The organism is Arthrobacter crystallopoietes, assembly GCF_017603825.1.
In the GTDB taxonomy this organism is placed as follows: domain Bacteria; phylum Actinomycetota; class Actinomycetes; order Actinomycetales; family Micrococcaceae; genus Crystallibacter; species Crystallibacter crystallopoietes_B.
Map to the genome: position 1 here is coordinate 1408359 of NZ_CP072014.1, position 18847 is coordinate 1427205.

Annotated in this window: 19 protein-coding genes; 13 read left to right on the top strand and 6 right to left on the bottom strand. The window is 66.1% G+C overall.

The genetic code is table 11. The annotated features are described in order from the left end of the window. Window positions 1-10: 10 nt before the first annotated feature. From J5251_RS06525 to J5251_RS06570, 10 genes are all read left to right on the top strand, one after another. The gene (locus tag J5251_RS06525; RefSeq protein WP_208575566.1) at window positions 11-697 is read left to right on the top strand and encodes an HD domain-containing protein; all 687 of its coding nucleotides are present in this window, start codon (window positions 11-13) and stop codon (window positions 695-697) included. A gap of 81 nt (window positions 698-778) precedes the next feature. Then, the gene (locus J5251_RS06530; RefSeq protein ID WP_208575567.1) at window positions 779-1564 is read left to right on the top strand and encodes an IclR family transcriptional regulator; all 786 of its coding nucleotides are present in this window, start codon (window positions 779-781) and stop codon (window positions 1562-1564) included. Between the two features lie 174 nt (window positions 1565-1738). After that, the gene (locus tag J5251_RS06535) at window positions 1739-3016 is read left to right on the top strand and encodes a cytochrome P450 (protein WP_208575568.1); all 1278 of its coding nucleotides are present in this window, start codon (window positions 1739-1741) and stop codon (window positions 3014-3016) included. Window positions 3017-3021: 5 nt separating this feature from the next. Further along, a complete protein-coding gene (locus tag J5251_RS06540) occupies window positions 3022-4203 on the top strand; it encodes a PEP/pyruvate-binding domain-containing protein (protein WP_208575569.1) in 1182 nt (393 codons plus the stop codon). A 62-nt stretch (window positions 4204-4265) separates the two neighbouring features. Continuing rightward, window positions 4266-6125 (top strand): PEP-utilizing enzyme, encoded by a 1860-nt coding sequence (locus J5251_RS06545; protein WP_244250830.1) that lies wholly within the window; start codon window positions 4266-4268, stop codon window positions 6123-6125. A 95-nt stretch (window positions 6126-6220) separates the two neighbouring features. Further along, a complete protein-coding gene (locus J5251_RS06550) occupies window positions 6221-7027 on the top strand; it encodes an SDR family NAD(P)-dependent oxidoreductase (protein ID WP_208575571.1) in 807 nt (268 codons plus the stop codon). A 35-nt stretch (window positions 7028-7062) separates the two neighbouring features. After that, entirely contained in the window at window positions 7063-7383 is a 321-nt protein-coding gene (locus J5251_RS06555; RefSeq protein WP_139004173.1) for a 2Fe-2S iron-sulfur cluster-binding protein, read from the top strand. A 2-nt stretch (window positions 7384-7385) separates the two neighbouring features. Continuing rightward, window positions 7386-8708, top strand: a complete 1323-nt coding sequence (locus J5251_RS06560; protein ID WP_208575572.1) for an NAD(P)/FAD-dependent oxidoreductase — start codon at window positions 7386-7388, stop codon at window positions 8706-8708. A gap of 8 nt (window positions 8709-8716) precedes the next feature. Continuing rightward, a complete protein-coding gene (locus tag J5251_RS06565) occupies window positions 8717-9490 on the top strand; it encodes an HD domain-containing protein (protein WP_208575573.1) in 774 nt (257 codons plus the stop codon). Beyond that, window positions 9487-11037 carry an aldehyde dehydrogenase family protein gene (locus J5251_RS06570; protein ID WP_208575574.1) on the top strand — a complete coding sequence of 517 codons (1551 nt, stop codon included), beginning with the start codon at window positions 9487-9489 and terminating at the stop codon, window positions 11035-11037. The genes J5251_RS06565 and J5251_RS06570 overlap by 4 nt, the downstream gene beginning before the upstream one ends. A 91-nt stretch (window positions 11038-11128) precedes the next feature. Here J5251_RS06570 and J5251_RS06575 read toward each other — a convergent pair whose 3' ends face one another. Further along, window positions 11129-12472, bottom strand: a complete 1344-nt coding sequence (locus J5251_RS06575; protein WP_244250832.1) for an MFS transporter — start codon at window positions 12470-12472, stop codon at window positions 11129-11131. A gap of 62 nt (window positions 12473-12534) precedes the next feature. Continuing rightward, on the bottom strand, window positions 12535-13560 hold the full coding sequence (locus J5251_RS06580) for an MBL fold metallo-hydrolase (RefSeq protein ID WP_208575576.1): 1026 nt from the start codon (window positions 13558-13560) through the stop codon (window positions 12535-12537). 100 nt (window positions 13561-13660) lie between these two features. Here J5251_RS06580 and J5251_RS06585 point away from each other — a divergent pair, with 100 nt between their 5' ends. Continuing rightward, window positions 13661-14602, top strand: coding sequence for a LysR family transcriptional regulator (locus tag J5251_RS06585; RefSeq protein ID WP_208575577.1), 942 nt, complete (start codon window positions 13661-13663; stop codon window positions 14600-14602). 9 nt (window positions 14603-14611) lie between these two features. Further along, a complete protein-coding gene (locus J5251_RS06590) occupies window positions 14612-14920 on the top strand; it encodes a hypothetical protein (protein ID WP_208575578.1) in 309 nt (102 codons plus the stop codon). Between the two features lie 26 nt (window positions 14921-14946). Here J5251_RS06590 and J5251_RS06595 read toward each other — a convergent pair whose 3' ends face one another. Genes J5251_RS06595 through J5251_RS06605 form a run of 3 tightly spaced genes read right to left on the bottom strand, consistent with a single transcriptional unit; the run spans window position 14947 to window position 17404 of the window. Further along, complete coding sequence (locus J5251_RS06595) at window positions 14947-15843, bottom strand: alpha/beta hydrolase (RefSeq protein ID WP_208575579.1); 897 nt, start codon at window positions 15841-15843, stop codon at window positions 14947-14949. A gap of 45 nt (window positions 15844-15888) precedes the next feature. Then, window positions 15889-16746: a tryptophan-rich sensory protein gene (locus J5251_RS06600; RefSeq protein ID WP_208575580.1), complete on the bottom strand. Its 858-nt coding sequence runs from the start codon at window positions 16744-16746 to the stop codon at window positions 15889-15891. Window positions 16747-16780: 34 nt separating this feature from the next. Then, window positions 16781-17404: a DedA family protein gene (locus J5251_RS06605; RefSeq protein ID WP_139004184.1), complete on the bottom strand. Its 624-nt coding sequence runs from the start codon at window positions 17402-17404 to the stop codon at window positions 16781-16783. A gap of 46 nt (window positions 17405-17450) precedes the next feature. Here J5251_RS06605 and J5251_RS06610 point away from each other — a divergent pair, with 46 nt between their 5' ends. Continuing rightward, window positions 17451-17972 carry an O-acetyl-ADP-ribose deacetylase gene (locus J5251_RS06610; protein WP_139004185.1) on the top strand — a complete coding sequence of 174 codons (522 nt, stop codon included), beginning with the start codon at window positions 17451-17453 and terminating at the stop codon, window positions 17970-17972. Between the two features lie 32 nt (window positions 17973-18004). Here J5251_RS06610 and J5251_RS06615 read toward each other — a convergent pair whose 3' ends face one another. Continuing rightward, complete coding sequence (locus J5251_RS06615; RefSeq protein WP_208575581.1) at window positions 18005-18835, bottom strand: FRG domain-containing protein; 831 nt, start codon at window positions 18833-18835, stop codon at window positions 18005-18007. Window positions 18836-18847 lie beyond the last annotated feature (12 nt).

Below are 18847 nucleotides of genomic sequence, written 5' to 3' on the forward strand. Positions count from 1 at the left end.
CGGTGGGAGCATGACCAAGCTCCTGCCTGCCGCCAACCAGTACGGCCACGACGTCACCGGCGCCATTGCTGCAAATCCCGACGGCGTGATCGCGCTGGACCCGGTGCTCGCCCGGATCTGGGAACTGGCAGCACCCTTGCTGGCCATCCGCGACAACGACGCGCACACGCTGTATGCCTTCGGCCTGGCCCGTGCCCTGCTGGACTTGCATCCGGCGGCGGATGCCGGCGTCGTTCTTCCGGCGATTATGCTGCACGACATCGGCTGGTCGCAGGTGCCTCCGGAGGAGGTGCTCGCTGCGATCGCTCCGGGCGGCGGTCGGCCGGATCTGGTGCTGCTGCATGAAAAGGAAGGGGCCGGCCTGGCCGCGGACATTCTGGCCGAGGTCGGCTACGACGCGGCCAAGGTACCCGCGATTCTGCAGATCATCGACGGACACGATTCGCGGCGCGAGGCCCTCTCGGTCGAGGACGCCATTGTGAAGGACTCGGATAAGACCTGGCGGTTGAGTCCGCACGGCATAGACACTGTGATGGACTGGTTCGGGCTGGAGCGGGAGCAGGCCGTGCGGCTGTGCAGCCAGCGGGTCCATGGCCACCTGTTCACTGAGGAGGCGAAAGCGATGGCGCGGGCGTTGTCGGCGCTGGAGTCGGTGACCCTGTGGCCGCAGCGGCGTGCCTTGCTGTCAGAGGACTAGACTCGGTTTCGGCCGGCGCCAGCAGCCGGACTGGACCGGCCCGAATGGGCGGGCTGGGAGCGGCCGGACGAGGAGGTAGCGATGGCGGGCGGAAGCCGCGATGCGGGACGATCCGTGACCTCCAGGGTCCTTGCCATCCTCGAGGCCTTCGAAAAGGCCCGCGGATCGCTCAGCCTCACGGAGATTTCAGCGGGATCCGGGTTGCCGCTCAGCACCACGCACCGGCTGGTCGCCGAACTGACCGACTGGGGATTCCTCTCGCGCGGAGCCAACGGCCGCTACCAGTTGGGTATCCGGCTGTGGGAGCTGGCGCAGAACGCCGGACGGCAACTGCGCGAAGCCGCGCGGCCATTTGTCCAGGACCTGTTCTCCCTCACCGGTGAGACATCCCAGCTCGCGGTCCGCGAAGGACATGAGGTGCTCTACATCGAGCGCATCTACGGCACGAAGCGTGTTCCGCGCGCCTCACGGGTCGGCGGGCGGCTGCCGATGCATGCGACCGCCGTCGGCAAGGTGATCCTGGCCTTCGAGGAAGAATGGGTCCGCATCGCGTATCTGAACCGCGAGTTGGAACGTACCACGGCGCATACACATATCCACGCCGGGCGGCTTGCCAAGGAACTCGACACCATCCGTGAGCAGGGCTTTGCCACCACGTTGGAGGAAGTCCGGCTCGGATCCTGCTCGATCGCCGTTCCGGTCTTCCATACCGGCGTCATTGGTGCGGGACTGGGGTTGGTGCTGCCGACAGCGCAGGCCGCCACCATGAACCGGCACCTGCCTGTGCTCAAAGGGGTTTCGGTGCAGATTGAGCGAGCAACGGCCCACATCCCACTCGAAACGCTGCTGGGCAGCCACCGCAAATAGCTGCGGCTGCGGACGGCTCCAGCGACGACAGGACGCCGTCGTCGTCGTTCTATTCGCTTTCCACTCAGTGGAAGAGCGTGATGTGCGCCACGGGTGATGTGGGCAACACTGGTGTGAACGAACCCGTTGTATGGTCCAGCAACCGCCAACGGGAACCAACCCCAAGGAGAACAGATGTCACCCTCGACGGAAACGGCGGCCCGCTGCCAGTTCGGCCACGGCGCCGAGGCGCCTGCCGGGCACCACGGCTACGAACCGTTCCAGATGAAGGATCCTTTCCCCGCCTACGCAGAACTGCGGGCCGAGCAGCCGGTCATGTTCGACGAGCGCATCGGCTACTACGTAGTTTCCCGCTACGACGACATCAAGGCAGTTTTCGAAGACTGGGAGACCTTCTCGAGCGAAAACGCGCAGGCCCCGGTCCGCGAGCGCGGCCCGGCCGCCAAGAAGATCATGGAAGAGGGCGGCTTCACCGCATACTCGGGACTCTCCGCCCGGCGCCCGCCGGAGCACACCCGGATCCGCTCGGTCGTGCAGAAGGCCTTCACGCCCCGCCGCTACAAGGCGTTGGAGCCCTTCATCCGCCAGAACGTGGTGGACCTGGTGGAGAAGATGCTGGCCCGGCCCGAGCGCACCGGCGACCTGGTCAAGGATCTGGCCTACGACGTCCCCACGATCACCATCCTCACGCTGATCGGCGCCGATGTCAGCCAGGTCGACAAGTTCAAGCGCTGGAGCGATTCCCGCGCGGCGATGACCTGGGGTGACCTGAGCGACGACCAGCAGATCCCGCATGCGCACAACCTGGTGGAGTACTGGCAGGAATGCCTGCGCCTGGTCCGCGTGGCCCATGAGGAGGGCGGCGACAACCTCACCGCCGACCTGGTGCGTGCACAGAACGACGGCGCGGAGATCTCCGACCACGAGATCGCGTCGGTCCTCTACAGCCTGCTGTTCGCAGGCCACGAAACCACCACCACGCTGATCGCCAATTCACTGCGCGTGCTGCTGGCCCGCCCGGAACAGTGGGCGGTGCTGGTCGAGGAGCCGAAAAAGATCCCCGGCGCCATCGACGAGGTGCTGCGCTACTCCGGCTCGATTGTCGGCTGGCGGCGCAAGGCGCTCAAGGACACCGAAGTCGGCGGGGTGAAGATCGAAGAAGGCGGACAGCTGTTGCTGCTGATGGGCTCGGCGAACCGTGAAGAGGGCAAGTTCGAGAACGGCGAGGATTTCGACATCTCCCGCCCCAACGCCCGCGAGCACCTGTCCTTCGGTTTCGGTATCCACTACTGCCTGGGCAACATGCTGGCCAAGCTGCAGGCCAAGATCGCCCTCGAGGAAGTCGCCCGGCTTGCCCCGAACCTGAAACTGCAGGATCCCGAGGACATCGCGTTCCGCGAAAACCTGTCCTTCCGGGTCCCCGAATCCGTTCCCGTTACTTGGGAGGCATAAAGCACATGGAAAGCAACGAGTACATCCAGTTTTTCGACGGCGGCCTCGAACCGAAGCTCGAAACACTCGGCGGCAAGGGCGCGTCCCTGGTCACCATGACCGCCGCCGGCATGCCGGTTCCGCCCGGATTTGTGGTCACTACTGCGGAGTTCGATGCGTTTATGGCCGAAGCTGGCATCACCCGGCAGATTAACGAATTGCTGGCGGGCCTCGATCCCGAGGACATAGCGCAGGTGGACAAGGTCTCGGCGGCTATCCGCGAGCAGATCTGCTCGCGGCCTGTTCCAGAGGCCATCCGGGCGGTGACCATCGAGGCCTACGACTCCCTGATGTCCCGGTTCGAAACACCGGTCCCGGTGGCCGTCCGCTCCAGCGCCACGGCCGAGGACCTGCCGGATGCTTCCTTCGCCGGCCAGCAGGATACTTATCTGTGGCTGGAGGGCGTCAAGGCCGTCACTGAGCACATCCGCCAGTGCTGGGCCTCGCTCTACACGTCGCGCGCCATCATCTACCGGCTGAAGAACAACATTCCCGACGAGGGCCTGTCGATGGCCGTGGTAGTGCAGAAGATGGTCAACTCCAAGGTCTCCGGCGTCGCCATCACCATGGACCCGGCCAACGGGGACCGCTCGAAGATCACCATCGATTCTTCCTATGGCGTCGGTGAAATGGTGGTCTCGGGCCAGGTCACCCCGGACAACATCGTGCTGGACAAGGTGACCCTCGCGCTGGTGTCCGACCACCTGGGCGACAAGCATGCCGAACTCGTTCCGGATAGCGCCGCACGTACCTTGGTGGAGCGGGAGGTCGACGCCGAGCGACGCGCCCGCCGCAGCCTGAGCGACGAGGAAGTCAAGGCCGTGGCCCTGATGGCCAAGCGGGCAGAGAAGCACTACAAATGCCCGCAGGACGTGGAATGGGCGCTGGACGCGGATCTGCCCGATGGCGAGAACCTGCTGCTGCTGCAGTCCCGCCCCGAAACCGTGCATTCCTCCAAGCCAACCGTTACCGCTACATCCAGCACTGGCGGATACGCCGCAGCCTTCGGCGCCACGGGCACCAAAGCCGGCCCAACTATGGACACCACCCCGTCAGCAGGTTCGACCCCGACCACCAACTCCACCGCCGCCAGCGGCGGCTTCAGCCTCGGCAGCATCACCGCCTCGCTGCTCAAACCCTCGGTCTGAAACCCACCGTTACCGACCCACCGGCTCACCGCCGAGCCACCATCGAAAGGTCCGTCATGTCCATGAAGTCTTTTCCGAAGCCCTCCGAGCTGCCGGTGCCCGCCGGCGCCGAAGGCTGGGAGCAGATCTACCCGTACTATCTGGTCTTCCAGGACAAGCTCAAGGAGCAGGAAGACGCGAAGTTCTGGTTCTGCGACAGCCAGCACTGGCCTACCGTCTACAAGCCGTTCGAAACCATCGGCGGGGAGTTCGCGGTCAAGTGCCTGGGCCAGTACAACGCCCGGCACCTGATGATTCCCAACGCCAACGGCATCGAATTCCGCGTGCACCTGGGCTACCTGTACATGTCCCCGATCCCGGTCCCCGAGGACCAGATCGCGGCGCGGGTCCCGCATTTCGAGCAGCGCGTGGGGCACTACTTCCAGAACTGGGAGGAGTTGCTGCGGCAGTGGCATGTGAAGGTCCGCGGCACCATTGACGAGATGGAGACGCTGTCCTTCAACAAGCTGCCGGACATGGTTCCGATGGATGACATCACCACCGGCAAGGCGATGGACGGCTCCGAAGTCCTGCTGGAGAACTACGACCGGCTGATCCAGCTGGCCTACCAGAACTGGCAGTACCACTTCGAGTTCCTGAACCTGGGCTACATCGCCTACCTGGACTTCTTCAACTTCTGCAAGGAAGTCTTCCCGAACATCCCGGACCAGTCCATCGCGACCATGGTCCAGGGCGTGGACATGGAACTGTTCCGGCCCGACGACGAGCTCAAGAAGCTCGCCAAACTCGCCGTGGAGCTCCGCCTGGAGTCCGCCTTCGGCAATACGGACGACGTCGATGCCACCTTGGGTGCCATCGCTGCTGCACCGGGCGGGGAGCGCTGGATTGCCCAGTACGAAGGCGCCAAGGATCCGTGGTTCAACTTCACCGTGGGCAATGGCTTCTACGGGCACGACAAGTACTGGTACGAGCACCAGGAGATCCCGCTGGGCTATATTGCCGATTACATCCGCCGGCTCGGCGAGGGCCAGAACATCATGCGCCCCACCGAGGAGCTCATCGCGGAGAAGGAACGCATCGTCGAGGAGTACCGCGACCTGCTCGAAGGTGAAACCCAGGCGCTCTTCGACGCCAAGCGCCAGCTCGCCGCCACGGCGTACCCGTACGTGGAAAACCACAACTTCTACATCGAGCACTGGACCATGGGCGTCTTCTGGCGCAAGATCCGGGAACTGTCCCGGATGATGCATGCCGAGGGCTTCTGGACCGAACCCGATGACCTGCTCTACCTGACCCGCAACGAGGTCCGCGATGCACTCTTCGACCTGGTCACCGGCTGGGGCGTGGGCGCCGACCCGATCGGCCCCACCTACTGGCCGGAGGAGATCGAACGCCGCCGCGGCATTGTCGATGCACTCAAGACCGCCCGTCCGCAGCCGGCGCTCAACACGCCGCCGGAGTCCATCACCGAACCGTTCACCCGGATGCTCTGGGGCATTACCACCGAGCAGGTCCAGCAGTGGCTGGGTGCGGGCGAGGAAGTCGAGGGCGGCGGACTGCGCGGCATGGCGGCCTCACCCGGCGTCGTCGAGGGCGTTGCCCGCGTCGTGACGGATGCGGACCAGCTTTCCGAGGTCCAGCAGGGCGAGATCCTGGTGGCCACCGTGACCGCGCCGTCCTGGGGTCCGATCTTCGGCAACATCAAGGCCACCGTGACCGACATCGGCGGCATGATGAGCCACGCCGCCATTGTCTGCCGCGAGTACGGGCTGCCGGCGGTCACCGGCACGGGCAGCGGCTCGACCACCATCAAGACCGGGCAACTGCTGCGGGTCGACGGCACCAAGGGCACCGTGCAGATCCTGGATAACGGGGAACTCGAACCTCTCGTATCCGGCCCCGGCGCCCACAGCCACGCCTGAGCAATCCCTGCCAGGTGCTCCCAGTGCCGGGCCGGGCGAGCCGCCACTTCCCCCGGCCCCGGCCCGGCACAACCCAACGCAAAGGTTTGACGATAATGCAGCAACCCACCGACGCTAACGACGCCGCTTCCACCCGAGGGGAGCGGGCGGACCCCGGGACGGCACAGCGGACCGTGCTGATCACCGGTGCAGCCGGCGGCCTCGGGCGGGCCTTCGCCCTCGGCTTCGCCGGCCGCGGCTACCGGGTCGCCGTCGCGGACGTGAACCTGGAAGGGGCCGAAGAGACCGCCAAGCTGGCCCGCGAAGCCGGCGCCGACGCGGCGGCCTACCGGGCCGACGTGACCGACCCCGCGTCTACGGAGTCGCTCGCCGCCCAGGTGGCGGAATTCGGGAACGGGCGCATCGACGTCGTACTCAATAACGCGGCCATTTACGCCACGGTGACCCGCACGCCTTTCGAGGATATCGACCCGGACGAATGGGATCTGGTCATGAACGTGAACCTCAAGGGCCCGTGGCTGGTGACCCGTGCGGCGAGCCCCTACCTGGCCGACGGCGGCCGCGTCATCAACCTCTCCAGCGCCACCATTTTCTCCGGTTCCGAGCAGTGGCTGCACTACGTCGCTTCAAAGGGCGGGGTGGTTGCGCTGACCCGGGTGCTGGCCAAGGAACTGGGCCGGCGCGGCATCACTGTCAACGCGATCGCGCCCGGCTTTACGCTCACCGAAGCCAGCTACTCGTTGATGGACGACGCCGAAAGCTACGGCGTGGACCGCGGGGCGCTCAAGCGGGCCAGCCAGCCCGAAGACATCGTCGGGGCCGCCCTGTTCCTGGCCGGGCCTGACAGCTCGTACATCACCGGCCAAACCATGGTGGTCGACGGCGGCCGCCAGTTCATCTAACAGCTTCCACTCAATTTCCAGCACAAGGAGGAGCCATGCCAACGGTCTATTTCACCGACGCGGAAGGCACCACACGCGAGATCACCGGCAACCCCGGGGACTCGGTCATGGAGACGGCCGTCCGCAACGGCGTCCCCGGCATTGTCGCCGAATGCGGCGGCTCGCTGTCCTGCGCCACCTGCCACGTTTTCGTCCGAGAGGACGAGTTGCCCGAGCTGCCGCCCATGGAGGACATGGAGGACGAAATGCTCTACGGCACCGCGGTGGACCGCGAGGACAACTCCCGCCTGTCCTGCCAGCTGAAGCTCTGCGACGGCCAGGACATCCATGTCACCACACCCGAAACACAGGTCTGATCATGAGCACCGGAACCGCTGATGCGGAAACCAAGACCAATGACGGCGCCGCCGCAGCACCGAAGGCGCCCGCCCGGACGGGGCTGCTGATCATCGGCGCCAGCCAGTCCGGCGTGCAGCTGGCCGTCTCGTTGCGGGCCCTGGGCTTCGATGAGCACATTACGCTGCTCGGCGACGAGGACCACCGGCCCTACCAGCGCCCGGCCCTGTCCAAGGAGTTCCTGCAGGGCACGGTGGAGAGCGAATCGCTGATCTTCCGCTCCAACGAGTACTGGAACGAGCACAACATCACGCTCGTCAAGGGCGAGTACATCAGCAGGATTGATAAGAACGACGACGGCTCCGGCACCGCGCACGCCGCCTCCGGAGCCGAATTCGGGTTCAAGCGCCTGGCCCTGACCGTCGGCGCGCGGGCGCGGAAGCTCGAACTGCCCGGGGCGGATCTGGATGGCGTGGTTTACCTGCGCAACGCGGACGACGCCCTGGCCCTGAAGGCACAGCTGGACGGTGTCCGCGAAGCCGTGGTGGTCGGCGGCGGCTTCATCGGGCTGGAAGCGGCTTCCAGCCTGCATAAAATGGGCAAGTCCGTCACCGTCCTCGAGTACGGCCCGCGCCTGATCGGCCGCGCCGTCGGCGAAGATACCAGCGACTACTTCCTCCAGGCCCACCGCGCCCGCGGCATCGACATCCGGCTCGATGCCCGCATGAAGCGCCTGGCCGCAGCCGGCGACGGAAGCCGCGTGGCCGGCGTCGAACTTGAGGACGGCACGGTGATCCCCGCGCAGCTGGTGCTGGTCGGAATCGGCGTGGTCCCCAACACCGAACTGGCCGAGCAGCTGGGCCTGGAAGTGGACAACGGCATCGTGGTGGACTCGCACGCCCTTGCCTCCGACGGCACCACCGTGGCGGTGGGCGATGTGGCGAACATGCCCAACCCGCTGCCCGGTTCGCCGGAAGGCGAGCGCATCCGGTTGGAAAGCGTGAACAACGCGATCGAGCATGCCAAGGTAGCAGCCTATTCGCTGATGGGCCGGCGCGAGGACTATGCGGGCATCCCGTGGTTCTGGTCCAACCAGGCGGACCTGAAACTGCAGATCGCCGGCCTGACCCTCGGCTACGACCGGACAGTGGTCCGGCGCGACGACGACCGCGGTAAATTCTCCGTGCTCTACTACCGCAACGGCCGGATCATTGCCGCGGACTGTGTCAACGCACCGCTGGACTTCATGTCGGTCAAGAACGCCCTGGCCAAGGGCCAAAACATACCCGCGGACGCGGCGGCGGATCCCGCCGTCGTGCTGAAAACCATCATCACGGACGGCTAAGGAGCCCCATGAGAACCCCCGACACGCAGAGTCCGCAGACTAGCAGGGACGCCGCCGGCACCGTCTGGCCCGCAGCGGATCCGGCTACGCACGCGGAGGACCCCCGCGCCACGGCCTTTGCCGCTGCGCACCCGGTGCGCCCCGTTCCAGCCACCGGCACCTTGGACACCTCGCCCATCGCCGGTACACCTGCGGCCGAAGACCTGGACAGGCTCTGGAAGGCCGTGGTGGAAGAAACCCGCAGCCGCGGCAACGACATCCACCTGCCCATCTCGCTGGCCTACGCCGAACGGCTCTGCCGGGCCTACCCGGAGGCCGACGCCGAGCTGGTCCGCGTGGCGATCGTGCTGCATGACACCGGCTGGGCGCACGTGGATGAGTCGCGCATCCTCTCCGAGGGCTTCACGGGCGACTGGCGGAAGGCGGCCATCCGTTTCGAGCACGAGGCCGAGGGCTGCAAGGTGGCCCGCCGCGTGCTGCCCGGACTGGGCTACTCCGACGGCTTCACCGCGCGGGTCTGCGAAATCATCGACGGGCACGACACCCGCCACGTGGCCTTTTCGCTGGAGGATGCCCTGGTCCGCGACGCCGACCGGCTGTGGCGCTTCGACCACGCCGGCATCGCGCTGGCCTCGTCCTGGTTCGGCATGACGCCTGCTGTGTATACGGACCGACTGGCCGCGGAGATCATCCCCGAACTCATCACCGAAGCCGCCTACGCGATGGGCACGGCCGACCTGGCACGGTCCAACGCACTGCTCAAGACAGGAGTGATCCGATGACTTCCGCTGCCGACAGCACAACTGCCACCGAGGCAATCGGGCAAGCGGCGGCGTCGTTCTCCGGCCCTGCCGTGGACGCCCGCGCCGCGCTCACGCTGCCCTACACCCACGTGGACGATGTCTTCATCGACGGCGCCTGGGTCCCCGCCCGCGGCACCGGCCGCAACCCCGTCACGGATCCGGCCACCGGCCAGGTCTGGGGCTCGGTCCCGGACGGAACCCCCAAGGATATCGACGCCGCGGTCGGTGCGGCGCGCAGGGCGTTCGACGGCGGATGGTCCCGGCTGGCTCCATCGGAGCGGGCCGCCTACCTGCTGCGCATCGCCGACGAGGTGGACAAGCGGGCGGAGGAACTGTCGCTGACCAACACCCGCGAAAACGGTTCCCCCGTCTCGGAATCCACCGGGGCCGCGGCCAACGCGGCGAGCATCTTCCGCTACTTCGCCACGCTCGCGGACTATCTGGAGCGCGAGGACGTTCGCCCGTTCCCGCGGGGCGGCGGCGAGTCGGTGGTGCGCCGGGATCCGGTGGGCGTGTGCGCGCTGATCGCCCCGTGGAACTTCCCGATCAACCTGATGGTGATCAAGCTGGCGCCGGCGCTGCTGGCCGGCTGCACCGTAGTGATGAAACCCGCCTCGCCTACCCCGCTGTCCTTCCGGCTGATTGTCGACGCCGTGGCCGCCGCCGGTGTGCCCGCAGGCGTGGTCAACCTGGTCACCGGCAGCGGCAGACTGGGTGACACCCTGGTGCGGCACCCGGGCGTGGACAAGGTGGCCTTTACCGGTTCGACCCCGGTAGGCCGCAAGATCGCCGCGGCATGCGGCGAACTGCTGCGGCCGGTCACGCTGGAGCTCGGCGGCAAGTCCAGCGCCATCGTGCTGCCGGACGCTGATCTGGATGCCATGTCCAGCGGTCTGGTGCGCTCCTGCATGCGCAACACCGGCCAGACCTGCTACATCTCCACCCGGATTCTGGCCCCCGCCGGACGTTACGACGAGGTGGTGGACATGGTGACCGCCACCATCGCCGCCGGCGTACAGGGAGACCCGCTGGATCCCGCCACGGTCTTCGGTCCGGCAGCCACCGAATCCCAGTACCGGACGGTGCTGGAATACCTGGAAGCCGGCCGGGCCGAAGGCGCCCGGGCGACCACGGGCGGGCGTGCGGCGCGGCTGGGCGGCGGGCTCGAAGGCGGCTTCTTCGTGGAACCCACGGTCTTCGCCGATGTCACGCCGTCAATGCGGATCTCCCGCGAGGAAATCTTCGGGCCGGTCATCTCCGTGCTGAAGTACACGGACGTGGACGAGGCCGTCGCACTGGCGAACAACACCGAATTCGGCCTGGGCGGCTTGGTGTTCGGTACGGATCAGGACGCTGCGCTCGCCGTGGCTGACCGGATGGACACCGGTTCCGTGGGCATCAACTTCTTTGCCTCCAACCATTCCGCGCCGTTTGGCGGGCGGCACAATTCGGGCCTCGGCACGGAATACGGCATCGAGGGGCTCAACGCCTACCTCAGCTACAAGTCCATCCACCGCCGGCCGTAAACCTGCGACGGCATCATCTGCCGCACGGAAAATGCCCGGATGGACTTTCCCTCCGGGCATTTCCTCTGCGGTTGTTCGGTGCGGCTGCGCGTCAGTCGAGGTTGACCTTGGTGCCTTCCGGCGTAGCCCGGACGGCAATGGTGCCGGCGAGGATGACGGCGATCCAGAATGCTCCGACCAGCCAGATGCTGCCGTTGCCCGCGATCATCAGGCCGGTGGCGATCATCGGGGTGAAGCCGGCCCCGAGCACCGAAGCTCCTTGGTAGGAAAGTGACGCCCCGGTGTAGCGCATGCGGGTGGGGAACTGTTCGGCGATGTAGGCGCCGATGGGACCGAAGAGGGCGCCCTGCACGATGCCGTTGCCGACCACGATGGCGACGGCGAAGCCCCACAGCGTTCCGTTGGTCAGCAGCATCAGCAGCGGGTAGGCCAGCACAATGCCGGTGATGCCCGCAACGGTGAGGACCTTGCGGCGGCCGATGCGGTCACTGAGCCGGGCGGTGTAGAAGCACATGATCAGGGTAAGGACGGCGCCTGCCGCCTTCCAGTTGAGCACGCCGGAGCGGTCCACCCCATTGCCGACGGCGATGGACACGCCCCATACGGTCAGGATGCCCTGGCAGGCGTAGAAGCTCATGGTCGCGACCAGGGCAACAACCACGGCCCGCGGATGGTTGCGCAGCACATCGAAGAGCGGCATGCGCTTCTTCTCGCCGGCTTCCTGCAGCTTCTGGAACATGGGCGTTTCAGCAACCTTGAGCCGGATGATCAGGCCGACGGCGATCAGTACCGCACTGAGCAGGAACGGAATGCGCCAGCCCCACTGCAGGAACGCGTCGCCGCTCAGGGCGGACGTCAGTGAAACCACCAGGGTGGCCAGCACGGCACCGGCGGGACCGCCTGCGGTGGCGAAGGAAGTGGCCAGGCCGCGCTTCTTCTGCGGTGCGGACTCCAGCGCCATCAAAGCTGCGCCGCCCCATTCGCCGCCCACGGCAATGCCCTGAATGACGCGCAACGTCACCAGCAGGACCGGCGCAAGGATTCCGATCACGGCCGTCGTGGGCAGCAGGCCGATGAGGACCGTCGAGGCGCCCATCAGCAGCATGGACAGCACGAGCATTTTCTTGCGCCCGAGCCTGTCGCCGAAGTGACCGAAAACGATGCCGCCGAGCGGGCGCGCCAGGTAGCCTGCGGCCAGCGTCGCGAAGGAGGCGAACAAACCGAAGGCGGGGCTGAGATTGGCGAAGAAAACGGTATTGAAGACGATGCTGGCTGCCGTGGCGTACAGGATGAAATCGTAGTACTCGATGGCGCTGCCGATGAAGCTGGACGCCAGGATCCGGCGCATGTCCTTCGTGTTCAAGGACTCGGATCCGGAGTGGTGCTGCGGTGCGGACGGTGCGGACTGCGTAACGGTCGTCGGTGACTCGGACACAATTCCTCCTGAGGACGGGGTGGATGGAGTTGGGGAGGGGTTCATGATTGCAGCGCTGGTATTCAGCGGGACGGGCGGAGCCCGATGTGTTCGAGGTCTGCCGGTACGTGGAAGGTGCCGTGGAAATGTTCGGCGGCCTGTTTCCAGACGGAATCTCCGGCCATGCCGGGAACGAGGTGGTGCAGCGCCAGCTGTTTGGCGCCGGCCTCGCTGGCGACCTTCGCGGCGTCGCGGACGCTGGTATGCGACTTGTAGTGGTGGTCCCTGGCAGCGCGGGAACCTTCATCCGTCTTGTCCGCGTACAGGGCCTCGACAAAATCGAAGTCGATCGCCTCGTGCAGCAGCAGGTCGGTGTCCTGAGCCAGTGTGACCATGTTCTGCGTGTAGGTGGTGTCGCCGGAGAACGTCACCGAGCCCTCGGCAGTGTCGAAGCGGAAGCCGAAGGCCGGTGCCACCGGCGGGTGCTCCACCAGGATGGCCGAGACCTTGACAAGGTCGTCTTCGTAGATCACGAACGGATCCATGGCCGGCGTCGGGTTCTCATTCGGGTGGTAGCCGATGCCCTGTGGAATCTCGATATCGGAGGCTTCGAACAGCTCGAACGGGGACGGGCGCAGACTGTCGATGATCCTGTCGTTGAGGTCAGTGGCATGCGCGTACATCAGCTGCTCAAACATTTCGCGGGTTCCGGGAGTGGGACAGTGCGGAGCCACCGGGACGGGCTCAACCGTGGCCCGGGGCGAGGTGTACGGCAACATGCCACGGTTTCCGGGACCGATGATCCTGACCGGATCGTTGCGCCGGTCGAGAAGGTCGTAAAGTCCGAAGATGGCGAGGCTGGCCAGATCCACAGTGTGGTCGGAGTGCAAGTGGGTGAGGAAGATGCCGCGGAGGTTGGTCAGCTTCAGGCCGGCCTGGCTCAAACGGCGGCCAACACCGTGTCCGCAGTCCACCAGGTAGAAGGAATCCCCGACGACGACGGCGGTGGCGATTCCGGTCCGGTTGTTCTCCTCGGCGGGCGTCCACCACCGGGGGCCGCCGGCCGTGCCGAGGGTGACGATGCGGGGCTTGAGGTTCGACGCGGCCATGGATGCTCCTCGAAATGAAGATCGTTGATTTCTTCAAGTGTGGCTCCCATCACATACGGTGTATAGTCAATCAATTTGATGGAGTTCATAAGGAGAGTTGATGGCCGAATTCACCATTCGCCAGCTGCAGTACTTCGTTGCTGTCCTGGACCACGGCTCCGTCACGGCGGCCGCGAGGGAATCGAACATCTCGCAGGCGGCGGCGTCCATGGCCATCGCCCAACTGGAGCACGCGGTCGGTGTTGATCTGCTGATCCGGACGCGCGCAAAGAAAGTTGTGGCAACGCCGGCGGGAGTGGAGCTCGCGGCGAGGGCAAGACACATCCTGAGCATGATCGGCGACATCGAAGGTGCCGTGGCCGGCGGCTTCGATGAGATGCGCGGGCCGTTGCGTGCGGGGTGCAGCCCCACCCTGTCCCCGCGCTTGTTGCCTGGTCTGGTGGACTATTACAACCGGGAGTATCCGGCTGTGGACGTCTCATTCCGTGAGGCCAGCGCCGCCGAGCTGCAGCAGGACGTCCTGGAGGGGCGGATCGATCTTGCCCTGATCTACTCGCTGCAGGCAGTGGACGGCGTCGAGCTGGCGGAGATCGCCCGAGTGCAGCCGCACCTGATGTTGTCGGCGACGCACCCGTTGGCAACTCAGGAGTCCATTACCTTCGCCCAGGTGCAGGATGAATGGGCCATCCTTCATGATGTCCCGCCCACCATCGAAAGAGTGACCGGCATGATACGCGCCGTAGGCGTCGAGCCAAAGCTCCGCTGGCCCAGCACGGACATGGAAACCATCCGCTCCCTCGTCGCCCGCGGTCTGGGCTATTCCATGGTCAATACCCGCCCGGTAGACGACACAACGGGGGACGGGCTCAAAGTCGCTTATGTTCCGCTGGCCGACGAGCTGCCGCATAACTCCGTGGTGGCGGCGCTGCCGCCGGGGACGCGCATTCCGGGGCGGGTCAATGAGGCGATCCGTTTCCTCCGGCAGACCGTAGCGCCCGCTCCGTCCCCCGACGGGCCGGGGGAGGATGCCGCGCACAGATAGAGTTGAGCGGTGCCTTCCTTCCGAGCCCAGCTCAACATCACTGGCCTGCGCCCCGGACACGTTCCAGAGCAGGTGATGGAGGCCGCCGTGGACGCCGTCGGCTCCGCCCATGTGGTCGAAGCTAACCAGCTCGACGTCGTTGCAGGGGTCCCGCGGATTACCGTGCGTTTCACCGTGGATCCGAATGCGTACGACGCCGAAAACCGCCAAGCGCTCCAGGCTGCCGTCAACATGCGCCATGCCGTTGAGCAGGTAGCCACCACGGAGAGGCTCGCCGTCCTGCGCCGCAGCCGGGGAAAGTGGCAGACGCTGCGCTGACCTCGACCTACAGGCTCAGCAGAGCGCTACCGGAGGTCCGCCACCAGCTGACCGACTGCAGCCACGAGCTGATCCAGCCCGGGCTGCTCGATCGGGAAATGCCCCGCGTTCTCCAACATCACGATCTGTTTGGTCGCCGCAATGCGCTCGAAAAACGGCTTGCTGATCTCTAGTGGCGTCCACCGGTCTTCGGCGGGATGCACCATCAGGACCCGACCTGTGCGGAAGTCTTCCGGTTCAACATCGGGCTGCCATTCCATGAAGCTGCGCATCCAGCCCAAGGACATCGAGCCACCGCCGCCGCGTGCATCCCGGAGGACGGTACGCACCAGCCCGGGATCATTGCTGATATGGCGCATGTCGGCAACCCAGCGGATGGGAACCCGCACCCGGGCAAGCGACCCGGCCAGGAGCCGCAGCGCAGGGCCGGCTACTTTCCCCAGCACCGGATGCCAGGTCAGCCGTGCCCGGACCCTCTCGTCCCGGGGATCCAGCAAGCACGTCACCACCAGGGCGGCGGCGAGCGAGGTGGCGGCGGCCGCTTCGAAAGCGAGCAACCCGCCCATGCTGGCTCCCATCAGGACCAGCGGGCGGTCGTCGGATTCGGCGCGCACGAAGTCCTGGGCGAACTGCTGCCAGTGTCCGTAACGGATACCTGCCGGATCGGGTGACCGGGTGAGGCCGTAGCCGGGAAGATCCGGAACGCTCACATAGGTTCCCAGCGCTGCCAGATGTTCTGCGAAGGGACGCATGGCAGCGGCGTTGCCGCCGGCACCGTGGAAGAGCACCAACCGCACCGGGGCATCCTGGACACCGATGCGCTCAACATGGACGTCCATGTCACGCCACTGCCACCATGTGCTCTCGCTCGCTCCGGCAGGTCCTGCGGGACATTGGACGAAAGTACCGTAGTTGCTGGTCATACTGATTCCCCTTGGCCGCCGTGGCCCGCCGTCGTTGTTTGGATTTCAGATCTCCGGAACGTAGCCGCGGCGAAAGGCCCGGCGCTCCTCGTGCCCCACCCTGAACCGGCGCGACGCCCCGCAGACGAGCACAAAGAAGAAGCCGAATCCGGCCGCAATGACCACCGGCACGGAGCCCGGATCACCCAGGAGCCGGGACACGGCGATCCAGCCCAGCCCCCAGCACAAGGCCGCTACGGCTGACATCCGGCCGCGGCCTGTCATCGCCACCACCGCTCCGGCGAAGGAGACCACGCCAAGGCTGATGACCGCCCACACGTCGGCCCCCCAGCCGAACAGGTCGGTGCCGCGCAGCATGAACCAGCTGGCAGCATTGGCCCCGGCCGCCACCAAAATCCAGCCGGTGTACAGCCCCACGGGAGCATCTGCGAGGAGCGCTTCCACGAGGGACCTGGCCGGATACCGGGTCAGGACGTAGACCGCGGCCAGCAATACGGCCAGCAGCAGGATCATGACGATAAGGCTCAGCCCCACATTCGAGGCCTGCGCGCTCAGGATCCAGCTGGCATTGAGGACCAGCGAAGCGGCCACCAGCCAGCCTGCCGCGCGCTGCCGCAGGGTGCGGCGCTGCGACGGCAGCCACTGGAAGATGGTGTAGCCGGCCAGCCCCAGGTAGATCACCGACCAGATGCTGAAAGCGCCCGAAGCCGGGGCCAGCAGGGTGAAGTCCGGGGCAAACGCACCCGCGGCCGCCTCCTTGATGGCGATGCCGCCCAGCAGGCCGGTACCCCGTGCGCCGATCAGCAGCGCGAACACGAGGCTGGCGCTGACCGCAAGTTGGCGTGCTACGTCGGTGGCGAGGAAGTTCCGGGTGTTGTGGAGGTAGGGTTTTACGGCGTCCATAACAGATTGGATCGAAGCGGGGTGTTCGCTCCTGCTACTCCTCGATGTCGATGGCACCCCCGAGCACTGGCGCCGGCAGGCTGCGGCGGCGCAGGCTGATGACGGCAGCTATGGCCGCGCCCACCAGTATGCCAATCACTGTACCCAAAACAAGATTCACCCAGAACGGCAGATCGGTGGCGAGCCCGGTGGCAAGTCCCAGTCCGGTCATCCACAACGCCCAGATAGTGGAGCCGGTGGCGGATAACACCAGGAACGCATTCAGCGGGACGTCCGCCAGGCCGGCTGCCGCGACAGACGCGGTCCGGCCGCCGGGGATAAAGCGGGCGGCGACAATGGCGGCATAGGTGGAGGACCGACCGGCCTTTTCCAGCGCCTGGGTGACGGCACGGTCCACCCTGCGGCCCCAGCGGTACCGGTTGAGCAGGGTGTTGATGCCGCCGCGGAAGAGCAGGAACAGCAGCATGTCCCCGGTCATGCTGCCGGCGAACGCGGTCAGGACCACCAACGGCAGGATCAGCTCGCCGTGGGCCAGCAGCGTTCCTCCGCCGATGACCATGATTTCCGACGGCGCGGCGGGCATGGGGGCATCCAGAACGACCATCAGCAAGGTCATCGGATAATACAGCCATTGCCACGGCCCTTCGGGGATTTCCACCTCCCCAATCTACCGGCAATGCCCCGCCGATGGCAGAGTACAAAGTATGGAGATAAGGATTCTCGAAGGTGACATCACCCGCCGCGAGGTGGACGCCGTGGTCAACGCGGCGAACTCAAGCCTGCTGGGCGGGGGAGGAGTGGACGGCGCCATCCACCGCGCCGCCGGTCCGGAGCTGCTGGCGGCGTGCCGGGAACTGCGGTCCTCGCAGCTGCCCGACGGTCTGCCGGTAGGATCAGCCGTCGCCACCGAGGCCTTCCGGTTGCCCGCCCGCTGGATCATCCACACCGTGGGCCCTAACCTGCACGCAGGCCAGAATGATCCGGCGCTACTGGCTTCCTGCTTCCGCGAGAGCCTCCGCGTGGCCGATGAGCTGGGCGCACGGTCCGTGGCCTTCCCGGCAATCAGCGCCGGGGTCTACGGCTGGGACGGCGGGAGCGTAGCCCTTGCCGGGCTGGGAGAGGCCATGAAGTACGACGGCGGCATCCAACTCATCGAGTTCGTGCTGTTTTCTGCCGGGTTGGCCGAGACCTTCCGTGGCGTCCATCGGAGCCTGCTGGGCCAATAGCGCTCGCCGTGGACCCAGGCGTGGCCGCTTCCTCAGGCGTCGCGAGGGTTCCGTACCGGGTCGCGCGGACTATAGTAGCGACGCAGCCAGCGGGACAGTCCGTCGAGGCCGGGAAACAGTACGCGTTCGGTCACGTTTGCCTGGTCCAGATGGTCCCGGATCCGCCATTTGAGCTGCGCGGGAACAATCACCTTCCGGTACAGCTCAGGGTGGCGTTGCAACCAGTCGTCCAGGCTGGCCATGGCGCCGGACATGGTGGAAAAGATTGCGGCCTGGTTCACAATGCGCTCGTCCAGCGAGGGCGGTTCGAAAAACAACGGGATGCTGTGTCCGTCGTCGTCGTGAAACCGATCGAACTCGAAAAGTGTGTAGGCCGAGCGGGAGAGCATCTCCGTAGTGAACAGCCCGCCGCCGGCCGGTTGGATCTCGTTGCGCAGTTCCTGCGGCAGTAGTTCATGGGCCGCCGCATAATCCACGCACCACACCGCGCCGTCTTCGTCATAGCGGGAGGTGTCCCTGGTGACAAAGTGCAGCGCGACGTAGGGGGAGTGGCTCCAGTCGAGCAGGCGCGTCGGCAAGCCGTAGTGCTGGGCGACACTCAGCCAGTTCCAGTCCGAGTCTCCGGGGGCGGTGTCCCGGTGGGCGTACTTGCGGAAGTTGCGCATCAAATGAGGTTCCACCTCGGCACTGGAGTCCCCGCGCAGCCGCACGAGTCCAGTAGACAGGTCACGCTTTGCGGAGGTGTGGCCGCGGTAGGCCACGGCAACACGGATGCGCGGACGGGCCAGCAGCCACTGGTCGTGCGTCAAGGCCGCGATCAGTCCGTACAGATCGTCCGGGTCAACTTCCACCACGGATTCCATCGCGCCTGCCTT